The sequence below is a fragment of the Cupriavidus sp. GA3-3 genome, from assembly GCF_000389805.1.
Lineage (GTDB): Bacteria > Pseudomonadota > Gammaproteobacteria > Burkholderiales > Burkholderiaceae > Cupriavidus > Cupriavidus necator_D.
Window position 1 is genome coordinate 69,665 of record NZ_KB944479.1, and the last position, 15,384, is coordinate 85,048.

Below are 15,384 nucleotides of genomic sequence, written 5' to 3' on the forward strand. Positions count from 1 at the left end.
CGCTGCTGATGCCGGGCTGGCCTGGGTCAGGCCTGAGCGGCGGTGATGACGATTTCAATGCGCCAGGCGGGATTTGCCAGCTGTGCCTGGACCGTGGCCCGGCTGGGACATTGGCCCTTGGCGACCCACTCGTCCCAAACGCTGTTCATGCCTGCAATGTCCGCGATGTCGGTAAGGAAAATCTGGCAGGACAGGATTCGCTCCTTGCTCGAACCGGCTTCGGCAAGCAGATTGTCGATCGTAGCCAGGACCTCTGCGGTTTGCGCTTCAATCCCTTGATCCAGGGTCTTCCGGGGTACCTGGCCGGCGAGGTACACCGTGCCGTTATGAATGGAGACGTCGGACAGGCGAACGCCGGTGTTGATGCGCGAGATGGTGTTGCTCATTTTCTGTGTTGGGGTTTGGGAGGGTTTAAACAAAAATTTTGCCGTTGCGCTGTTTGACAATGTCCATGACAGATTCACGGCTGCGCTTGATGCCAGCGAGGGTCCGGCTGGCCGCAAGGTCGCCGTCGCCGGAAACCAGGACGTCAATCATGCCTTCGTGCCCGTGTCGCCACGAAGCCGAGCGGTCGCTTGCACTGATACTCAGATAAAGCACCCGCAGACTTTGGTCATGAAGTTGTTCCAGGATCAAGGCGAGGCGACTATTGCCGCAGGCCCTGGCAATGCCTACGTGGAACGCGGCATTGGCCAGCAGGAACGCCCGCTTGGCGTCCGTGTCGTCAAGGTCGTATTCCTTCGTGCAGGCCGCGTTAAGCTGCTCCAGCGTGGCTTTCGATATCTGGCCGGCAGCCAGGCGCGCCGTTTCAGGTTCGATGAGCTCACGCGCATCGAAGATCTCAATCACGTCACGCAACAGCAGGGGTGACACGACGTGCCCCTTGCGTGGAGAACTTACCAGCCAGCCGGCCTCCGTCAGGCGTGTGAGGGCGCTGCGGATCGGGGCTTTCGTCACGCCGTACGCTTCCGCCAGGGCCTTTTCCGTGACCTCGACTCCCGGCAGCAAGTCGCAAGTGATGACGCGTCGCTTGATGTCGTCAAAAATCTGGCGCTGCAGCGGACGGTTATCTCCGGTCTCAGCCAGCAAAGCAGGGTCGATGGCATTCATTGCTGCTCCTTACGCAAAGCGCGAGATGGAAAACTCGCGCCACGTTTCACTGATGACGCTGTTTGCCGCCGCGAGTGCAACCGCGCGCCCCGTGAACGACGCGGCAGTCAATCCGATGTGGCCATGGCCAAAGGCACAGATAATACGTTCGTTGCCTGGCAGCGGGCCAAGGACGGGGAGCGAATCAGGGGTGCAAGGCCGGTGGCCCATCCATTCCTTCCGATCCTCGGTCCTGGCATCCGGGTAAACCTCCCGCAGCGTCGCCAGGAGCTGATCAAAGCGGCTCCGGGTCGGCGCGGCATGCAATCCGCCAATCTCGGCCGTTCCGGCAACACGCAAGCCGTCATTGATCGGTGTCACGAGCGTCTTCCGCTCTGCCCACATGACGTTGCGCGAGACACCTACGCCGGTGTCACTCACTTGCAGGTGATATCCGCGGTGACTTTCCAGGGGAACCCGCCAGCCGAGCGGCTGGACCAGAGACTTGGAATGGATGCCGGCCGCAATCACAACCTGTCCGGCGAGACGTTCGCCGCCGCTGGTGCGTACGCGAACGCCATGGCTGCCTGGCCGGAGGTCAATCACATCTTGCTGGACAAGCCGGGCGCCCCCCTTGTTGACGCATGCCCTGACGATGCGCTCCACGAACTGCTGTGGATTGGAGCAGTGGCCGTGGCCTGGGAAGTAGATAGCATGCCTGAAGATGTCCGACAGGGCTGGCTCATACTCCCTCAGTTCCCGAGCGCTCAGGACGCGCTGTTCGATCCCGAGCTCGGTCCGGGTGCGCAGCGCACGCTGCTCATCCTGAAAGCCCTCGTCGGTGCTGTAAAGATAGAGCTGACCCACGTGGTGGACCAGGTCTTCCGCGCCGGCGAACGCGATGATCGGCGCATAGTCGTCGAGGGAGTTTCGCATCATCTTGCGCACGCCTTCGGCTGCAACGCGTGACCTGGCGGGGGTTGCCTCGTGCAGGAACTTCAACAGCCAGGGCAGCGCAGCCGGCAGGTGCTTCCACAATACCGTCACCGGACTCGCGGGATTCACCAGCCACTCCGGAATGTGCCGGTAGATGCCCGGCATGGCGAGCGGGAAGCTGATGCCCGGGCTCAGTCCGCCGGCATTGCCGAACGAGCAGCCATATCCAGGCGCCTGCCGGTCAATGATGGTCACGCGCCGACCTTGCTGAACCAGGTTGTAGGCAGCGGTTGCGCCGATGATGCCCGCGCCGATGACGACCACGTCGTCTTGTACAGGATCGCTCGTCATGCTGCGCTCGCGAGTTTGGCCGACTTGCGGCGAAGGAGGTAGGAGATCGCCATCACCATCAGGATGGCGGCAAAGAGCAGGACGGATACCGCCGCCAGGGTCGGGCTGACCTTCAGGAGGGCGTCGTCCCACATCTGCTTCGGCAGCGTCGTAAACATCCCGCCACTGACAAACAGCGCCAGGGTCAGGTCGTCAAACGAGGTGACGAATGCAAAGATGAATGCGGACAGGATTCCCGGCGCAATAATGGGAAGGGTAATCAGCCGGAGCCTTGTTAGCGTATTGGCACCGGAGATACTGGCCGCCGCATCCAGCCGGCGGTCATAGGAACGCAGTGCCGCCGATACCGTGATGACCACATACGGAACCGCCAGTGCCGTGTGCCCGATAACCAGGGCAAGCGACGAGCCCAGCCAGCCGATACGGGAAAGCACGTAGAAAAGGCCCAGGGCAACGATGATGCGAGGCAGGATCATCGGCGCCAGGATTGCACCGAGAACCAGCGAGCGCAGCGGAAGCTTCTGTTGGGCAAAGGCGAACGCCGCCGGAATGCCGATGACGCTTGCCAGAATCGCCGTGCCCACGGCGACTCCCAGGGAGCGCTGGATTGCCGAGGTCCAGAGCGGCGACGCGAAGATCTCCTCGTACCAGTGAAGCGTGAATCCTTGGGGCGGCCAGTCGATGAAGGCGCTCGTGGTGAAGGACTCTGGAATCAACAGCAGCACCGGAAGGCTCAGGGCAACGATGATGCCGACCGCGATTGGCCTGGAGATGCCCTGCGCCCCATCGGCCTTCGGGCGACGCGAGACGGCGGGTCCGATGAACCGGTCTACGGCCTTGCCCGCAACCCAGCATGCGCTGAAGGCGGCATTGCGAATGAACCCCGTGCCAGAGCGGTTGCCGGCCTTGGTATTCGATGTGTCGCCCGTCATTGTCGACAGGCCTACCAGTTTGTCATAGAGCCAGTAGATGATGAGCGTTGCCAGCAATGTAACGACGGCTAGTGCAGCTGCCAGGCCCCAATCGAGCATTTCCTGCACTTGCTGGATGATGAGCTGGGCCATCATGGTTTGTTTGGGGGAGCCAAGCAGCGCCGGTGTAATAAAGAAACCCAGTGCGGAAATGAAGGTCGAGAGCCATGCGGCAGTCACCCCGGGGGCGCTCAACGGCAAGTAGACCGTGAAGAATGTCACCCCTGGCTGCGCGCCGAGCGTGTGCGCGGCTGAAAGGAGCCGTCTGTCGATGGATTCGAACACCGGCAGCATGGTCAGGATGGCGAGAGGCAGCAATACGTGAACCAGGCCAACGACGACGCTGAAGTTTGTATACAGAAGCTCCATCGGTTCGCTGATCACCCCCATGTTTACGAGGGAGCTGTTCACCACGCCGGTCCGGCCAAGAATCACGATCCAGGCAATGGTGCGAACCAGAAAGCTCGTCCAGAACGGGAGCAGTACGCCAAGCCAAAGCCATTGACGCCAGCCGGGTGTCGCCCGCGTGATGGCCGCGGCCACGGGGAAGCCGGCGATAACGGCAATGGTTGCCGCGGCGGCCGACAGATAGAGACTCTGGATGAGCACCTGGGTGTAGACAGGCGTGCGCACCAGCCGCGTGAACGAGGTGGACGAGAAGCCGTCATTGCCAAGCAATGACGCGCTCAGCAAAAGCACAACGGGAACGAAGACCGTAGCCAGCAGGAAGATCAGTGTGGGGGCGACCAGGGCCGGGCCGGTCCAGCGCCCACGGAAGGTGGCCGCGCTAGACATGCTTCTCTCCGAAGATGATGGCGGTTGGCGCGTCGAATGCAATCTGGCTCCTGCCCCCCGTTATCGGCTTTGTGGCTTGGGTCAGGCCAACCGAAACCATCGTCGAACCGTCGTCCAGCTTCATGCGCGTGCGGGAAAGCGAACCCATCACCGTGCATTCCTCAATGGCACACGAGATCTGGTTGACATTGGCATCGGCCTTGTCAGCGCCGACCCGGATGGATTCGGGTCGGACCAGTAGAACTGCCGAGGCGCCAACCTTTGCAGAGTCCGCGACGCGCCCGCGAAGCGTCATACCGCAGGGGAGGCTCAGCGTCCCCGTGCCAGAGGCCGCGTCGATGCCAGAGAGCTTGCCGCGGACGCAATTCGAATCCCCCAGGAATTGGCCGGCAAACAATGTGCGCGGGGAGAAATAAAGGTCTTCCGGCGAGCCGATTTGCTCGATCGCCGCATTGTTCATCAGGCAGATGCGATCCGACATCGTCATCGCCTCTTCCTGGTCATGGGTGACGTAAAGAACGGTGATACCCAGCGCCTTCTGCAGTTGACGAATCTCGGTCTGCATATGGGAGCGCAGGGCTTTGTCGAGCGCGGCCAGCGGTTCATCCATCAGCACGATCGACGGCTTGTGGACAATCGCCCGCGCCAGCGCAACTCGTTGCTGCTGGCCACCGGAGAGCTGGGTCGGAAAGCGGCCATGGATGCCGGGAAGCTTGATCAGGTCGAGGATGGCGTCGACTTCCTGCCGGATCTGCTCCGCACTCATGCCGCGCATGCGCAGGGGAAAGCCGATGTTCTCCGCCACGGTCATATGCGGGAACAGCGCGTAACTCTGGAACATCATGCCGATGTCACGGCGATGAGGCGGCGAGAAGGTAGCGTCCTTCTTCTCGATCCAGATTTCGCCGCTCGTTGGCTGGGTCAGCCCCGCAATCATCATCAGCAGCGTCGTTTTTCCCGAACCCGACGGGCCAAGCAGCGTGACGAATTCGCCTTGCTGCACAACCAGGTCAGTGGCGGTCAGGGCGAACGTCTCGCCATAGCGCTTGGACAGGCCGGCGATCCGGAGCTTTTCACTGCTCTGGCCGCCTTGGATGACCGGCTCGCTCATCCGTGCCACGCGCGCTATGCCGCCGACTGCGGAACGATGCTCAAGCATATTTCTATTCATGACTTCCATTTCCTTCCACCGTCTTCTGCTCAGGCCAGCAACCAGGTATTGAACGATTCCGTCAGCTTGTCCTTGCTCTTGCCCCAGTATTTCGCGTCGATCTGGATGGCCCTGGAAATGTTGTCGGGATGGGTGGGCAGCGCTTTCGCCCGGACCGGATCGATAAACTTGTACGCGTCCGGATTGGAGGGACCGTAAGTCAGAATCTTCGTGTACGTTGCCTGGCGCTTTGCATCGCACGTGAACTTGATGAACTCGCGGCAGATGTCGGCCTTTGGCGTGCCTTTCAGAATGCAGAATCCTTCCGTGCTCCAGAGACCCTGATTCCAGATGATCTTCACCGGCGCCCCTTCATCGATGGCCGCCTGTGCCCGGGCATTCCAGGTGGGGCAAATGTCCACCTCACCGCTCTTCAGGATCTGGGAAGTCTGGGCGCCACTGGTCCACCAGACGTTGACGTTCTTCTTGATCCGGTCAAGGCTGGCGAATGCAGCCTTCGCATCAATCGGATACAGGGAAGCGGCCGCCCCGCCACCGCCGAGGAAAGCTTCTTCGAGCGTGTCTTGCGGCGCGCGACGCAACGCGCGGCGGCCAGGGAAATTCTTGATGTCCCAGAAGTCAGCCCAGGAATTCGGCAGCGGCCGGTCCTTGAACTTATCGGTGCGGACCGCAAGCACCGTCTGCAGAACCAGCGTGGCGATCATGTACGGGCTGTTGTACCTGGCCGGAATCTCCGGGGCATTGACGCGAACCTCTTCCAGGAACACGCCCGTGGAAGGATCCGTCAGGACTTCCTGAGACTGGCGATTCAGCAACGCCATGTCCCAGGCAAAGTTCTTTGCCTCAACCATTCCCTTGATCATCGCGGTGGGATCCGATTGCGCAACCACCGGAACCACTTCGATGCCAGTCGCTGCCTTGAACGGGCGATAGAACGCCTCCGCAAAGGCTTCCGAGTAGGGGCCGCCCGGATCACGGACTACGATCCGCTTGTCGGCAGCAAGCGCACCTTTGTTGATGAAAGGGAATGCCAGGCTGGCGGTGCCAGCCATGGCAAGTTGCCGCAGTACACGACGGCGCGGCGTACTGACTTCAGGGTTTTGGGTAGGGGTGACCATGAACGACTCCGTAGGCTCTGCTGTTATTCATGACAACGGTTACTGACATGTCACAGGCATCGTAGACATGTCAGAAATCGAAGTCAAAGATCTTCTTATGAGCGTTTACCCGTGAGCAGTGCTATTCCTGTGATTCGCGCTTTGCACAAATGCCTGCGCACGCACTTGTCGGTGCACGAGGTCATGGATTGACGATGGGAACAGCTGTAGCGCTCTGCAAACAGGGCCAGGGCGACTATGGCGATGAGGAGGAAAGGGAGGGGCGAAAAAGCGTGCCGCCGAAGCGTTCGGATCGACGGTATTCAGGACAGCCTGCGATGCAGGCTGTCCTGTCCATGAGAGGGAAGAAAGTCAGAAGAAAAAGGAGTCCGTCGCCGACGCGGTGGGCAGGATTTCCGCGGTGCCTTTTGCGGAACGCTGATAAGCCATCAGCGCGTCGTGTGCCAGTCGCGCCATCTCGCGCGTCGCCGGAGACAGCAATTGACCTCTGCGCTTGACCAGCGCGAGCGTATCGTAAAGGGGTTCTTTGAAAGAGACGTGGAACAGCGATGGCGGAAAGCGATCGCTTGCGATGGCGGCACGGCAGGCAATCGTGTCTCCGATCCCCTCGCTGACAAGCGCCAGGGCGGACGTCAGGTATTCCACCTCGATCATCGGCGAGATGCGAATGCCAGCGACCCTTGCACGGTCGATGATCTGGCGCCTGGCGGGGTCGGTGTCGGCATAGTGCGCGTCATAGAAGACGAGCCGGGCTTCGCTCAGATCCTGGATCGAAACGGGTTTTGCGCAGTGTTCCGTATCTGCACTCACGAAGCAGACTTCGTCGCGAACGAGGGGCACGACATCCAGATCGGTATCGTCGACCGGGAGCGTGACAAGACCTGCCTCCAGGTAACCTGAGGCCACATCAGTGGCCGTCTCCGCGCTGTTCTGGCCGATCAGCCGGATGCGTACATTTGGATAAAGGGCGTGGAACTGCTTTGCCAGGTTGGTACTGAGATAGAAGTCCGCATTGCGCAACAACCCGAAGGTCGCGGTTCCCCCGCCGAGCGACATCATAGCTTTGACGGCTCGTTCACCTTGCTCGGCTGACACCGTGGATTGCTCCGCAAATGGCAGAAGCTGCTCCCCCGCCACGGTAAGCACGAGTTGCTTGTTTGCGCGATAGAAGAGTTTCGTACTGAGCTCAGCCTCCAGACGCCCCACCAGGTCGGAAACGCCAGGCTGGCTGATGCCCATTTCAGCGGCCGCGGCACTGAACGTGCCAAGGCGAGCGGCCCGGATAAATGCCTCAAGCTGCACAAGTGTCACAAGTAAACCTTATGGAAGGTACAAGGATTTGCACATTGTCTCACGCGCGGCGCGGCGCCGTTGCGTGAGAGCCAGCTTGAGAAGCCGGGACCGCCGAAAGGAAGCAAGCATTGCCCTGCCAATGGCGGGCAATGCTCGGAGCTTGTCAGTGAAGGGTCGAACTTCTGCCGATTGAGATCGCGCTTCTCACGCGCCGGTTTTCACCGCCCAGTCAGGCCTGGTGCCTTTGGCACGGGCAACACGCACGTCCCCCGATCGCGCATGCCCTTCGAAATTCTCGGCACGTGATGCGCGCGCGCACAGCTCCCCCATTGCGGCGCTTGCTTCCAGCGAAGCGATTTCCTGGTACGTCACTGTCTTCAGGAACTTCCCCACCCAAAGCCCGCCGGTGTAACGGCTGGCGAGGCGGGTCGGCAGAACGTGATTGGTACCGATGACCTTGTCGCCGAAGGACACGCAGGTATTCTCCCCCATGAACAGAGCGCCATAGGTTGTCAGCTTTTCGAGCGCGTACCGGGGGGTCCTGGTCAGCACCTGGACGTGCTCGCTGCCGTAGCGATCGGATACGGCAAAGGCCTCTTCGATGGTGTCCGTAATGATGATCTCACCGAAATCGCGCCATGCGGCCTGGGCCACCTCTCGCGTCACCAGGTTTGACATCTGGGCATCCATTTCCTTGAGTACGACCTCGCCCAAAGCCCGCGACGTCGTGACCAGCACTGCCGGTGAATCGGGACCGTGCTCGGCCTGGCTGATCAGATCCGTGGCGACGATGAACGGATCCGCGGATTCGTCCGCGATGATGAGCACCTCGGTGGGGCCCGCGAACAAATCGATTCCGACTTCACCGAAAAGCTGGCGTTTCGCTTCCGCCACGTAGGCGTTGCCCGGGCCTGCGAGCATGTCGACGCGCTGCATCGTTTCCGTACCAATGGCCATGGCGCCAACGGCTTGCACCCCGCCCAACAGATAGATTTCATCGGCACCGGCGTAATGTGCGGCGGCCACGGAGGCATAAGGAATTTCACCGCGATTCGGCGGCGTGCAGGCGATGACGCGCTTGACCCCCGCAACTTTGGCCGTCGTGATAATCATGTGTGCCGACGCCAGCAGCGGATAGCGCCCGCCGGGGATATACGCCCCGACCGAGTTGATTGGGATGTTTTTCTGTCCGAGCACGATGCCAGGCTGGACCTCGGATTCGAAATCCGTGATGGACGCGCGCTGGAGTTGGGCGAAGCGCTGCACGTTGGCCTGGGCCTGGCGAATATCGGCCAGGGTTTGCGCTGGCAGTTGGGCGATGGCAGCTTCAATCTGCTCGGGCGTCAGACGAAACGACGCCGGGTCCCACTTATCGAATTTCACGGACAGATCGCGCACTGCCGCGTCGCCGCGGCTCCGAATGCCGCGCAGCGCGTCTTCCACGACTTGCCGTACCTGCGGCGACGAGGTCTCGGCGGCACCATATTGGATGGCAGGGGATTTGAGGTGGTATTCCATGTTGACGATCTCCTTGTTGCCCGGCTTTCGCGACATGCGTCGAGCAGTGCGTCGGAGCATAGAATTCACCGCAGCATTAGACAATCACTGATGATATTATGCTTTTCATAACCTAATCTTATGGGTGAAAAGGTGGACACTGATTCGCTTCAAGAGCTGATTGCATTGGCTGAGGAGCTGGCTAACGCCGCGCGGTCAAAGGCAAGACACTACTTTCGATCTGGCGTGGCAGTCTCGACCAAATCGGACGCCAGCCCCGTCACCCAGGCCGACAGGGAGATTGAGTCGGAATTGCGATCCATGATCGCAAGCCGCTACCCAGGGCACGGCGTATTCGGCGAGGAGCATGGCGGCTCGATTGAAGCGGGGCTGAGCTGGGTAATCGATCCCATTGACGGCACCAAGAGCTTCGTCTGCGGTGTGCCGCTGTTCGGTTCCCTGATTGCCCTTCTCAATCACGGCAAGCCGGTTCTGGGCGTCCTGGAAATGCCTGCGCTCGGCGAGCGCTGGATCGGACATTCCGGGCGAACCACGCTGAACGGAACTGAAGCGCGCGTGAGTTCATGCACGTCGATAGGAGAGGCTCGACTCTTTGCCACATCGCCGGACATGTTTTCCGGCCCGGATGCGGAAGCGTTCGCTGCGCTCAGTCGCAAGGTCGGCATGCGCAGATTTGGTACGGATTGCTATGCGTACGGGCTGCTCGCATCGGGGCATTGCGACCTGGTGGTTGAAGCCAGTCTAAAGACTTACGACGTGATGGCGCTTGTGCCCGTGATAGAAAACGCGGGCGGCGTTGTGACCGACTGGGACGGGCATCCAATCGACATGGATTTTTCGGGCCGTATTGTGGCGGCGTCGACCCCTGCACTGCATGAGCAGGCGCTGGCGCTGCTGAAGCACGCTGATTGACCATCCGACGCCAGGTGTACAGGTGTGAAGCCCAGTGTCATGGAGCGGAACGAACGCGCCTGAACGCGGCAATTCCTGCGACAATGTCGACATTCGACATTTGATCATCGGGGCTATGCAAACCAAATTCGAGCCGCAACTGCTGCAGACCTTGCCGCTGCAGATCGCGGAGCAATTGGTGCAATCGATCATGACTGGCAGTTTCTCGCCAGGCACGCGGCTGCGTGAAGTCGAGCTGGCCGAGGCATTCGGCGTCAGCCGGGCAACGATTCGCGAGGCGCTGCGCCTGCTGGAGCAGCGGGGACTGGTGAAGATCCAGCCGCAACGGGGCGCGCACGTCACTCAGTTGTCGGCACAGGAACTGAACGATCTGTATGAAGTGCGCGCCTCGCTGCTGGCCACGGGCTCGGCGCTTGCCGCCGGGCGCTGCACGCCCGAGCACATTCCTGTGCTGCACAGGTCGCTTGACCAATTGGCAGCGGTCATCGATGACCTGTCCCGCTATGCCACGCTGAGTGGTGAACTGGTGGCCTACATCATGGACATGTCCGGTAATGTGGTGCTGGCGGCATATGTCGCCGACTTCGCCCAGCGCATCGGCCGCTATATCCGCATGGGACTGACGACGCCCGAGCGGCGCGCCGCGTCGATGGCGATGTGGCGGCAGATTGTCGACGCCATCATTGCCGGAGACGGCGAGGCCGCCGGTGCGGCACACCGCAAGCTGGCGCTGGAAAACCGCGACGCGGCGATGGCAGAGTTCGCCAGGCTCGAATCCAGTCCTTCGCCGGCGGCGTCTCCAGTCACAGTGACAGCGTCCTGATCTTCCTTGCGCACGCGATGCGCGTTTGCTAAAGTTCAAATGTCGACATTTTAAATGACAACACCGGAGACAACGTCCATGATGCTTCAGCGAACCCGAGCTGTTGCGGTCGCGCTGCTCTGCGCGCTCGGCGCAACCATCGCGGCGGCGCAGCCTGACACCAAGCTGCTGCCCGCCAAGCCTGTCCGGATCATCGTGCCTTTTTCTGCCGGCGCACTGACCGACATCATTGCCCGCATCTATGCCGAAAAGCTGACGCCCAGGCTCGGCCAGCCTGTCCTGGTGGAGAACCGCCCCGGAGCGGGCGGTGTGGTGGCGTCCCAAATGGTGTTGAAGGCGCCTGCGGACGGGTCTTCGATCCTGTTCGTCTCATCGGCGCATGCGGTCAATCCGGCGCTGCAGAACAACCTGCCATACGACACGCTGCACGATTTCTCAGGCCTTGCCTTGCTCGCCTCGTCACCCTCGGTGATCGTCGTCAATGCCAACCACCCGGCCAAGACCTTGCCGCAGTTCATTGCCATGGCCAAGCGCAAGCCGGAGAGCATGAGCTACGGCTCCGCCGGGGTCGGTGCGGCCACGCATCTGGCTGGGGAATATTTCAACCAGGAAGCCGGCATCAAGATGCTGCATGTCCCCTACAAGGGCGTGCAGGAAGCCGTCGCGGAAGTGGTCGGCGGCCGGCTCGACGCCGCCTTCCCGCCGGTCGCGCTCGCGCTACCGTTCACGCGTTCGGGCCAGCTGCGCGCGCTTGCCGTGACCAGCTCCGAGCGCTCGCCGATGCTGCCGGACGTGCCGACGGTGCAGGAGCTCGGCATTGCCAGGTTCGACTACAGCATCTGGTACGCGCTGGTCATGTCGTCGAAAGCGCCGAAGCCGGTGATGGAAATGCTTGCCGGCGAAATGCGGGCGGTGTCCGACCTTCCCGACGTCCGTGAAAAGCTCCTCTCGCAGGGCCTGGTCACGCAGCAGCTCACGCTTGCCGATTTCGACCGCTTCATCAAGGCGGATATCAAGAAAATGGACCGCATCGTCAAATCGAGCGGCGCCAAGGTTGAATAAACAAGGAGACCCTTTACATGAGCGCAATCACTGGCGGCCAGGCCGTTGTCGAATCCCTCCGGATCGAAGGCACCTCGCATGTATTCGGCTTGATCGGCTCCGCCGGCATGGAGATCTTCGACGCGCTATACGATGCCGATTCGATTCGCTTCATCGGAGTGCGCGATGAAAAGACCGGCGTGCATATGGCGGACGGCTTTGCCCGCGCGTCCGGACAGGCCGGCGTATTCCTCGCTGGCCAGAATGGCCCCGGTGCCACCAATCTGGTGACTGGCCTGGCGCAGGCGTACGCCGCTTATTCACCCGTGGTGGCGCTTGCCGGTTCGCTGTCTTCCGCCCACATCTACCGCGATGCTTTTCAGGAGGTGGACCAGCAGGCGCTGTTCCGCCCGGTGACCAAGAAGACCTGGACCCTGACGCAGTCCTCGCGCATTGCCGAGATGATGCGCGAGGCCTTCCGCACGGCCCTGAGCCCGCGCCGGGGTCCGGTGCTGCTGAACCTGCCGCGCGACCTGTTGGCCGAAACCATCGAGTCTGGCGCCACTGCCTATGCGCCGGATGGCCGCCAGTTTGACGGCGCCTTCGGTGCGCCGAGGGGCGTGACGGAGCGTGCCGCACAATGGCTGCGCGGGGCCAAAAAGCCGTTGATCGTTGCCGGTGGCGGCGTCAAGAATGGCCGCCACGCCGCGAGCGTGCTCAAGCTGGCCGAATTGCTGAATGCTCCCGTAGCTATGTCGCCGGGTCATGGCGATGCCATCCCGTGTTCGCATCCGCTCTATGCAGGCCAGATGGGCCCGCGCGGCAACGTGGTCGCGTCCGATCTCGCGCGCCAGGCTGATGTCATCCTGGCGCTCGGCACGCGCCTGGGATTCAACACGACGTTCTATTCAGCGGAGAATATCAACGCGGCGGCCGCCATTATCCAGGTCGAGGTCGAGCCGACCGCGATTGGCCGTTTCTTCCCCGTGGAGGAGGGAATCCTCGGCGATGCCGGCACGGCAGCCGACGACATTGCAAACGCCCTGCGAGGTCACCAGCCGGGCGCCGACGTTGCGGCCTGGACGACCGGGTTTGCCGAGCGCCGCCGCGCGTTGCTGGAAACACGCGACATCGAAGCCGGCACCGCGCAGGATCCGCTGCAGCCCGGCTTTCTGTTCAAGACCTTGCGCGATGTGCTGCCACAGGACGCCATGTTCACGATGGACGCGGGCACCCTGTGCCTGCAGGCTACCGACCAGCTCAACTATTTCCAGCCACCCGCGCTGTTCACGCCGCTCGACTTCGGACTGGTGGGATTCTCATATGCATGCGGCCTCGGCGTGAAGCTCGCTCACCCGGGCCGCACGGTGGTCAGCCTGATGGGCGACGGCGGCTTTGGCATGACCAGCAGCGAGATCGGCACGGCCGTGGCGAACGGCATCAACACGGTCTGCATCGTCATGAACAACGGCTGCTGGGGCGCGGAAAAGGCTTATCAGCGCGACTTCTTCGGCAAACGTTACCTTGGCGCGGACGTGCCCAACCCGCCGTATGACAAACTGGCCGAGCTTTGGGGGGCGAAAGGATTCCGCGTCGACCGCGCCGCGGACCTGGCGCGAACCGTCGCGGATGCCGTCGCCTGCGGCCAGCCCGCCATCGTCGACGTGCAGGTCGATCCGAACGCGCTCTACAGCTTCCGGCGCGATTCCTTCAAGCATCGTGCTACGGGTGCGAAATGAGCCGCGAGGATTTCGATTTCATCGTGGTCGGGGCCGGCTCGGCCGGCTGCGTGGTCGCCGCGCGGCTGACGGAAAGCGGCAAGCACCGCGTGCTGCTGCTGGAGGGCGGCGGCAAGGACAACCATGTGTGGATCCATATCCCGCTGGGGGTGGGCAAACTGCTGACGAACGACACCTACGCATGGCGCTTCCAGACCGAGCCGCAGCAGTACATGCAAGGCCAGAACATCTACTGGCCGCGCGGCAAGGTTTTGGGCGGTTCCAGCGCACTGAATGGCATGGCCTACGTCTGGGGCGATCCGGCCGAGTACGACAGCTGGGCCAGCCAGGGCGTCACCGGCTGGAGCGCCAGCGACGTGCTGCCGTACTTCAGAAAGCTCGAGTCGACCGAGTACAGCGCCAATCCGCTGCGGGGCAGGGACGGGCCGATCCGCATCACGGACCGCGCCGTGCGCGAGCCCGACCAGATCTCCGATGCATGGATCGCCGCCTGTAAGAGCCAGGGCATCCGCGAGACGCTGGACTACAACGCGGTCAGCTACGAAGGCGTGCGCTATCTTGAGCAGACCGCCTACAACGGCCGCCGCTGGAGTGCCGCCGTGGGTTACCTGAAGGACGCGCAGCGGCGCAGCAACCTCGTGATCCGTACGCACGCGGTAGTCAGCCGCGTGATCGTCGAAGGCGGGCGTTGCACCGGGGTCGAGTACACCTGGCAAGGCCGCCGCCACGTAACCAATGCGCGCTGCGAGGTAGTCGTGAGCGCGGGCGCGATCCAGTCGCCGCAGATCCTGGAGTTGTCGGGCATCGGCCAGCGCGCCCATCTGGAAAAGCTGGGCATTCCGGTCCGGTGCGATTTGCCAGCGGTGGGCGAGAATATGTCCGACCATCTGCAGGTCCGCTGTACCTACCGGACGCGTATTCCGGAAACCATCAATGACCTGATGAACAGCCCGTGGCACAAGATGCGCGCGGGACTCAAGTACCTGCTGCAGCGCAAGGGACTGCTTGCGGGAACGTCTTCCACGGCGCACGCCATCACGCGGTCCTCGCCGCAGGCGATGCATCCGGATGTGATGATCCGCATCTACCACATCAGCGGCGCGGACCGTTACTCCCGCAGCAAGATCGCCGGCATGGACCGGTGGTCGGGCTTCTCCGTGGGCGGCTTCATGCTGTATCCGTTCTCGCGCGGCAACATCCACTGCATGTCGGCCGATCCGACCGCGGCGCCGGCGATCCAGCCCAACTACTTCGCGGACGAGCGGGACCGGCGCACCACCGTCAACATGCTGCGCCTGATCCGCGAGGTCGCCGATCAGCCGACGATGCGCGACATCGTCATCGAGGAGAACCGGCCCGGACCGGCCGTCACGAGCGACGAGGAACTGCTCGACTACGCCAGGCAGATCGGGCAGACCGCATGGCATACGGTCGGCACCTGCCGCATGGGGACGCCCGACAGCTCCGTGGTCGATTCCCGGCTGCGCGTGCATGGCATCGCGGGCCTGCGTGTCGCCGACGCCTCGGTGATGCCAACGATCGCCTCATCCAATACCAATGCGCCGGCCATGATGATCGGCGAGCGGGCGTCGGAGCTGTTGCTGGCCCAGGCAAATCACTGGTAGGA

General features: G+C 62.2%; 13 protein-coding genes. 5 read left to right on the plus strand and 8 right to left on the minus strand.

Features of this window, described 5'->3' with window-relative positions:
* Nucleotides 1–26: 26 nt before the first annotated feature.
* The 8 genes from C265_RS15850 to hisD all read right to left on the minus strand — a co-directional run bounded on the left by C265_RS15850 (nt 27) and on the right by hisD (nt 9,242).
* Nucleotides 27–386: a RidA family protein gene (locus tag C265_RS15850; protein WP_010811823.1), complete on the minus strand. Its 360-nt coding sequence runs from the start codon at nt 384–386 to the stop codon at nt 27–29.
* 25 nt (nt 387–411) lie between these two features.
* Nucleotides 412–1,110 carry a GntR family transcriptional regulator gene (locus C265_RS15855; RefSeq protein ID WP_010811824.1) on the minus strand — a complete coding sequence of 233 codons (699 nt, stop codon included), beginning with the start codon at nt 1,108–1,110 and terminating at the stop codon, nt 412–414.
* A gap of 9 nt (nt 1,111–1,119) precedes the next feature.
* Nucleotides 1,120–2,376, minus strand: coding sequence for an FAD-binding oxidoreductase (locus C265_RS15860; RefSeq protein WP_010811825.1), 1,257 nt, complete (start codon nt 2,374–2,376; stop codon nt 1,120–1,122).
* Nucleotides 2,373–4,142 carry an ABC transporter permease subunit gene (locus C265_RS15865; RefSeq protein ID WP_010811826.1) on the minus strand — a complete coding sequence of 590 codons (1,770 nt, stop codon included), beginning with the start codon at nt 4,140–4,142 and terminating at the stop codon, nt 2,373–2,375. Before C265_RS15865 ends, C265_RS15860 begins: the two co-directional genes overlap by 4 nt.
* Nucleotides 4,135–5,301 carry an ABC transporter ATP-binding protein gene (locus tag C265_RS15870; protein WP_010811827.1) on the minus strand — a complete coding sequence of 389 codons (1,167 nt, stop codon included), beginning with the start codon at nt 5,299–5,301 and terminating at the stop codon, nt 4,135–4,137. The genes C265_RS15865 and C265_RS15870 overlap by 8 nt, the downstream gene beginning before the upstream one ends.
* Before the next feature lie 41 nt (nt 5,302–5,342).
* A complete protein-coding gene (locus C265_RS15875) occupies nt 5,343–6,431 on the minus strand; it encodes an ABC transporter substrate-binding protein (RefSeq protein WP_037024414.1) in 1,089 nt (362 codons plus the stop codon).
* 351 nt (nt 6,432–6,782) lie between these two features.
* On the minus strand, nt 6,783–7,742 hold the full coding sequence (locus C265_RS15880) for a LysR family transcriptional regulator (RefSeq protein ID WP_010811829.1): 960 nt from the start codon (nt 7,740–7,742) through the stop codon (nt 6,783–6,785).
* Nucleotides 7,743–7,928: 186 nt separating this feature from the next.
* Complete coding sequence (gene hisD, locus C265_RS15885) at nt 7,929–9,242, minus strand: histidinol dehydrogenase (RefSeq protein WP_010811830.1); 1,314 nt, start codon at nt 9,240–9,242, stop codon at nt 7,929–7,931.
* Nucleotides 9,243–9,362: 120 nt separating this feature from the next.
* Between hisD and hisN the strand changes: the two genes are divergently transcribed.
* From hisN to C265_RS15910, 5 genes are read left to right on the plus strand one after another with little or no spacing between them, the layout of a single operon-like run.
* Nucleotides 9,363–10,154 carry a histidinol-phosphatase gene (gene hisN / locus C265_RS15890; RefSeq protein WP_010811831.1) on the plus strand — a complete coding sequence of 264 codons (792 nt, stop codon included), beginning with the start codon at nt 9,363–9,365 and terminating at the stop codon, nt 10,152–10,154.
* Nucleotides 10,155–10,188: 34 nt separating this feature from the next.
* Nucleotides 10,189–10,977, plus strand: coding sequence for a GntR family transcriptional regulator (locus C265_RS31005; RefSeq protein WP_143010744.1), 789 nt, complete (start codon nt 10,189–10,191; stop codon nt 10,975–10,977).
* 54 nt (nt 10,978–11,031) lie between these two features.
* A complete protein-coding gene (locus C265_RS15900; protein ID WP_081050339.1) occupies nt 11,032–12,039 on the plus strand; it encodes a tripartite tricarboxylate transporter substrate binding protein in 1,008 nt (335 codons plus the stop codon).
* 17 nt (nt 12,040–12,056) lie between these two features.
* Entirely contained in the window at nt 12,057–13,757 is a 1,701-nt protein-coding gene (locus tag C265_RS15905; protein ID WP_010811834.1) for a thiamine pyrophosphate-binding protein, read from the plus strand.
* Nucleotides 13,754–15,382, plus strand: a complete 1,629-nt coding sequence (locus C265_RS15910) for a GMC family oxidoreductase (protein WP_010811835.1) — start codon at nt 13,754–13,756, stop codon at nt 15,380–15,382. Before C265_RS15905 ends, C265_RS15910 begins: the two co-directional genes overlap by 4 nt.
* Nucleotides 15,383–15,384 lie beyond the last annotated feature (2 nt).

What these genes read in the sequence shown, in the direction of transcription:
- C265_RS15865 (WP_010811826.1), bottom strand. Translation starts at nt 4,142, where the DNA reads ATGTCTAGCGCGGCCACCTTCCGTGGGCGCTGGACCGGCCCGGCCCTG.
- C265_RS15870 (WP_010811827.1), bottom strand. Translation starts at nt 5,301, where the DNA reads ATGCTTGAGCATCGTTCCGCAGTCGGCGGCATAGCGCGCGTGGCACGG.
- C265_RS15860 (WP_010811825.1), bottom strand. Translation starts at nt 2,376, where the DNA reads ATGACGAGCGATCCTGTACAAGACGACGTGGTCGTCATCGGCGCGGGC.
- C265_RS15850 (WP_010811823.1), bottom strand. Translation starts at nt 386, where the DNA reads ATGAGCAACACCATCTCGCGCATCAACACCGGCGTTCGCCTGTCCGAC.
- C265_RS15855 (WP_010811824.1), bottom strand. Translation starts at nt 1,110, where the DNA reads ATGAATGCCATCGACCCTGCTTTGCTGGCTGAGACCGGAGATAACCGT.
- C265_RS15875 (WP_037024414.1), bottom strand. Translation starts at nt 6,431, where the DNA reads ATGGTCACCCCTACCCAAAACCCTGAAGTCAGTACGCCGCGCCGTCGT.
- C265_RS15910 (WP_010811835.1), top strand. Translation starts at nt 13,754, where the DNA reads ATGAGCCGCGAGGATTTCGATTTCATCGTGGTCGGGGCCGGCTCGGCC.
- C265_RS15905 (WP_010811834.1), top strand. Translation starts at nt 12,057, where the DNA reads ATGAGCGCAATCACTGGCGGCCAGGCCGTTGTCGAATCCCTCCGGATC.
- hisN (WP_010811831.1), top strand. Translation starts at nt 9,363, where the DNA reads ATGGGTGAAAAGGTGGACACTGATTCGCTTCAAGAGCTGATTGCATTG.
- hisD (WP_010811830.1), bottom strand. Translation starts at nt 9,242, where the DNA reads ATGGAATACCACCTCAAATCCCCTGCCATCCAATATGGTGCCGCCGAG.
- C265_RS15900 (WP_081050339.1), top strand. Translation starts at nt 11,032, where the DNA reads ATGACAACACCGGAGACAACGTCCATGATGCTTCAGCGAACCCGAGCT.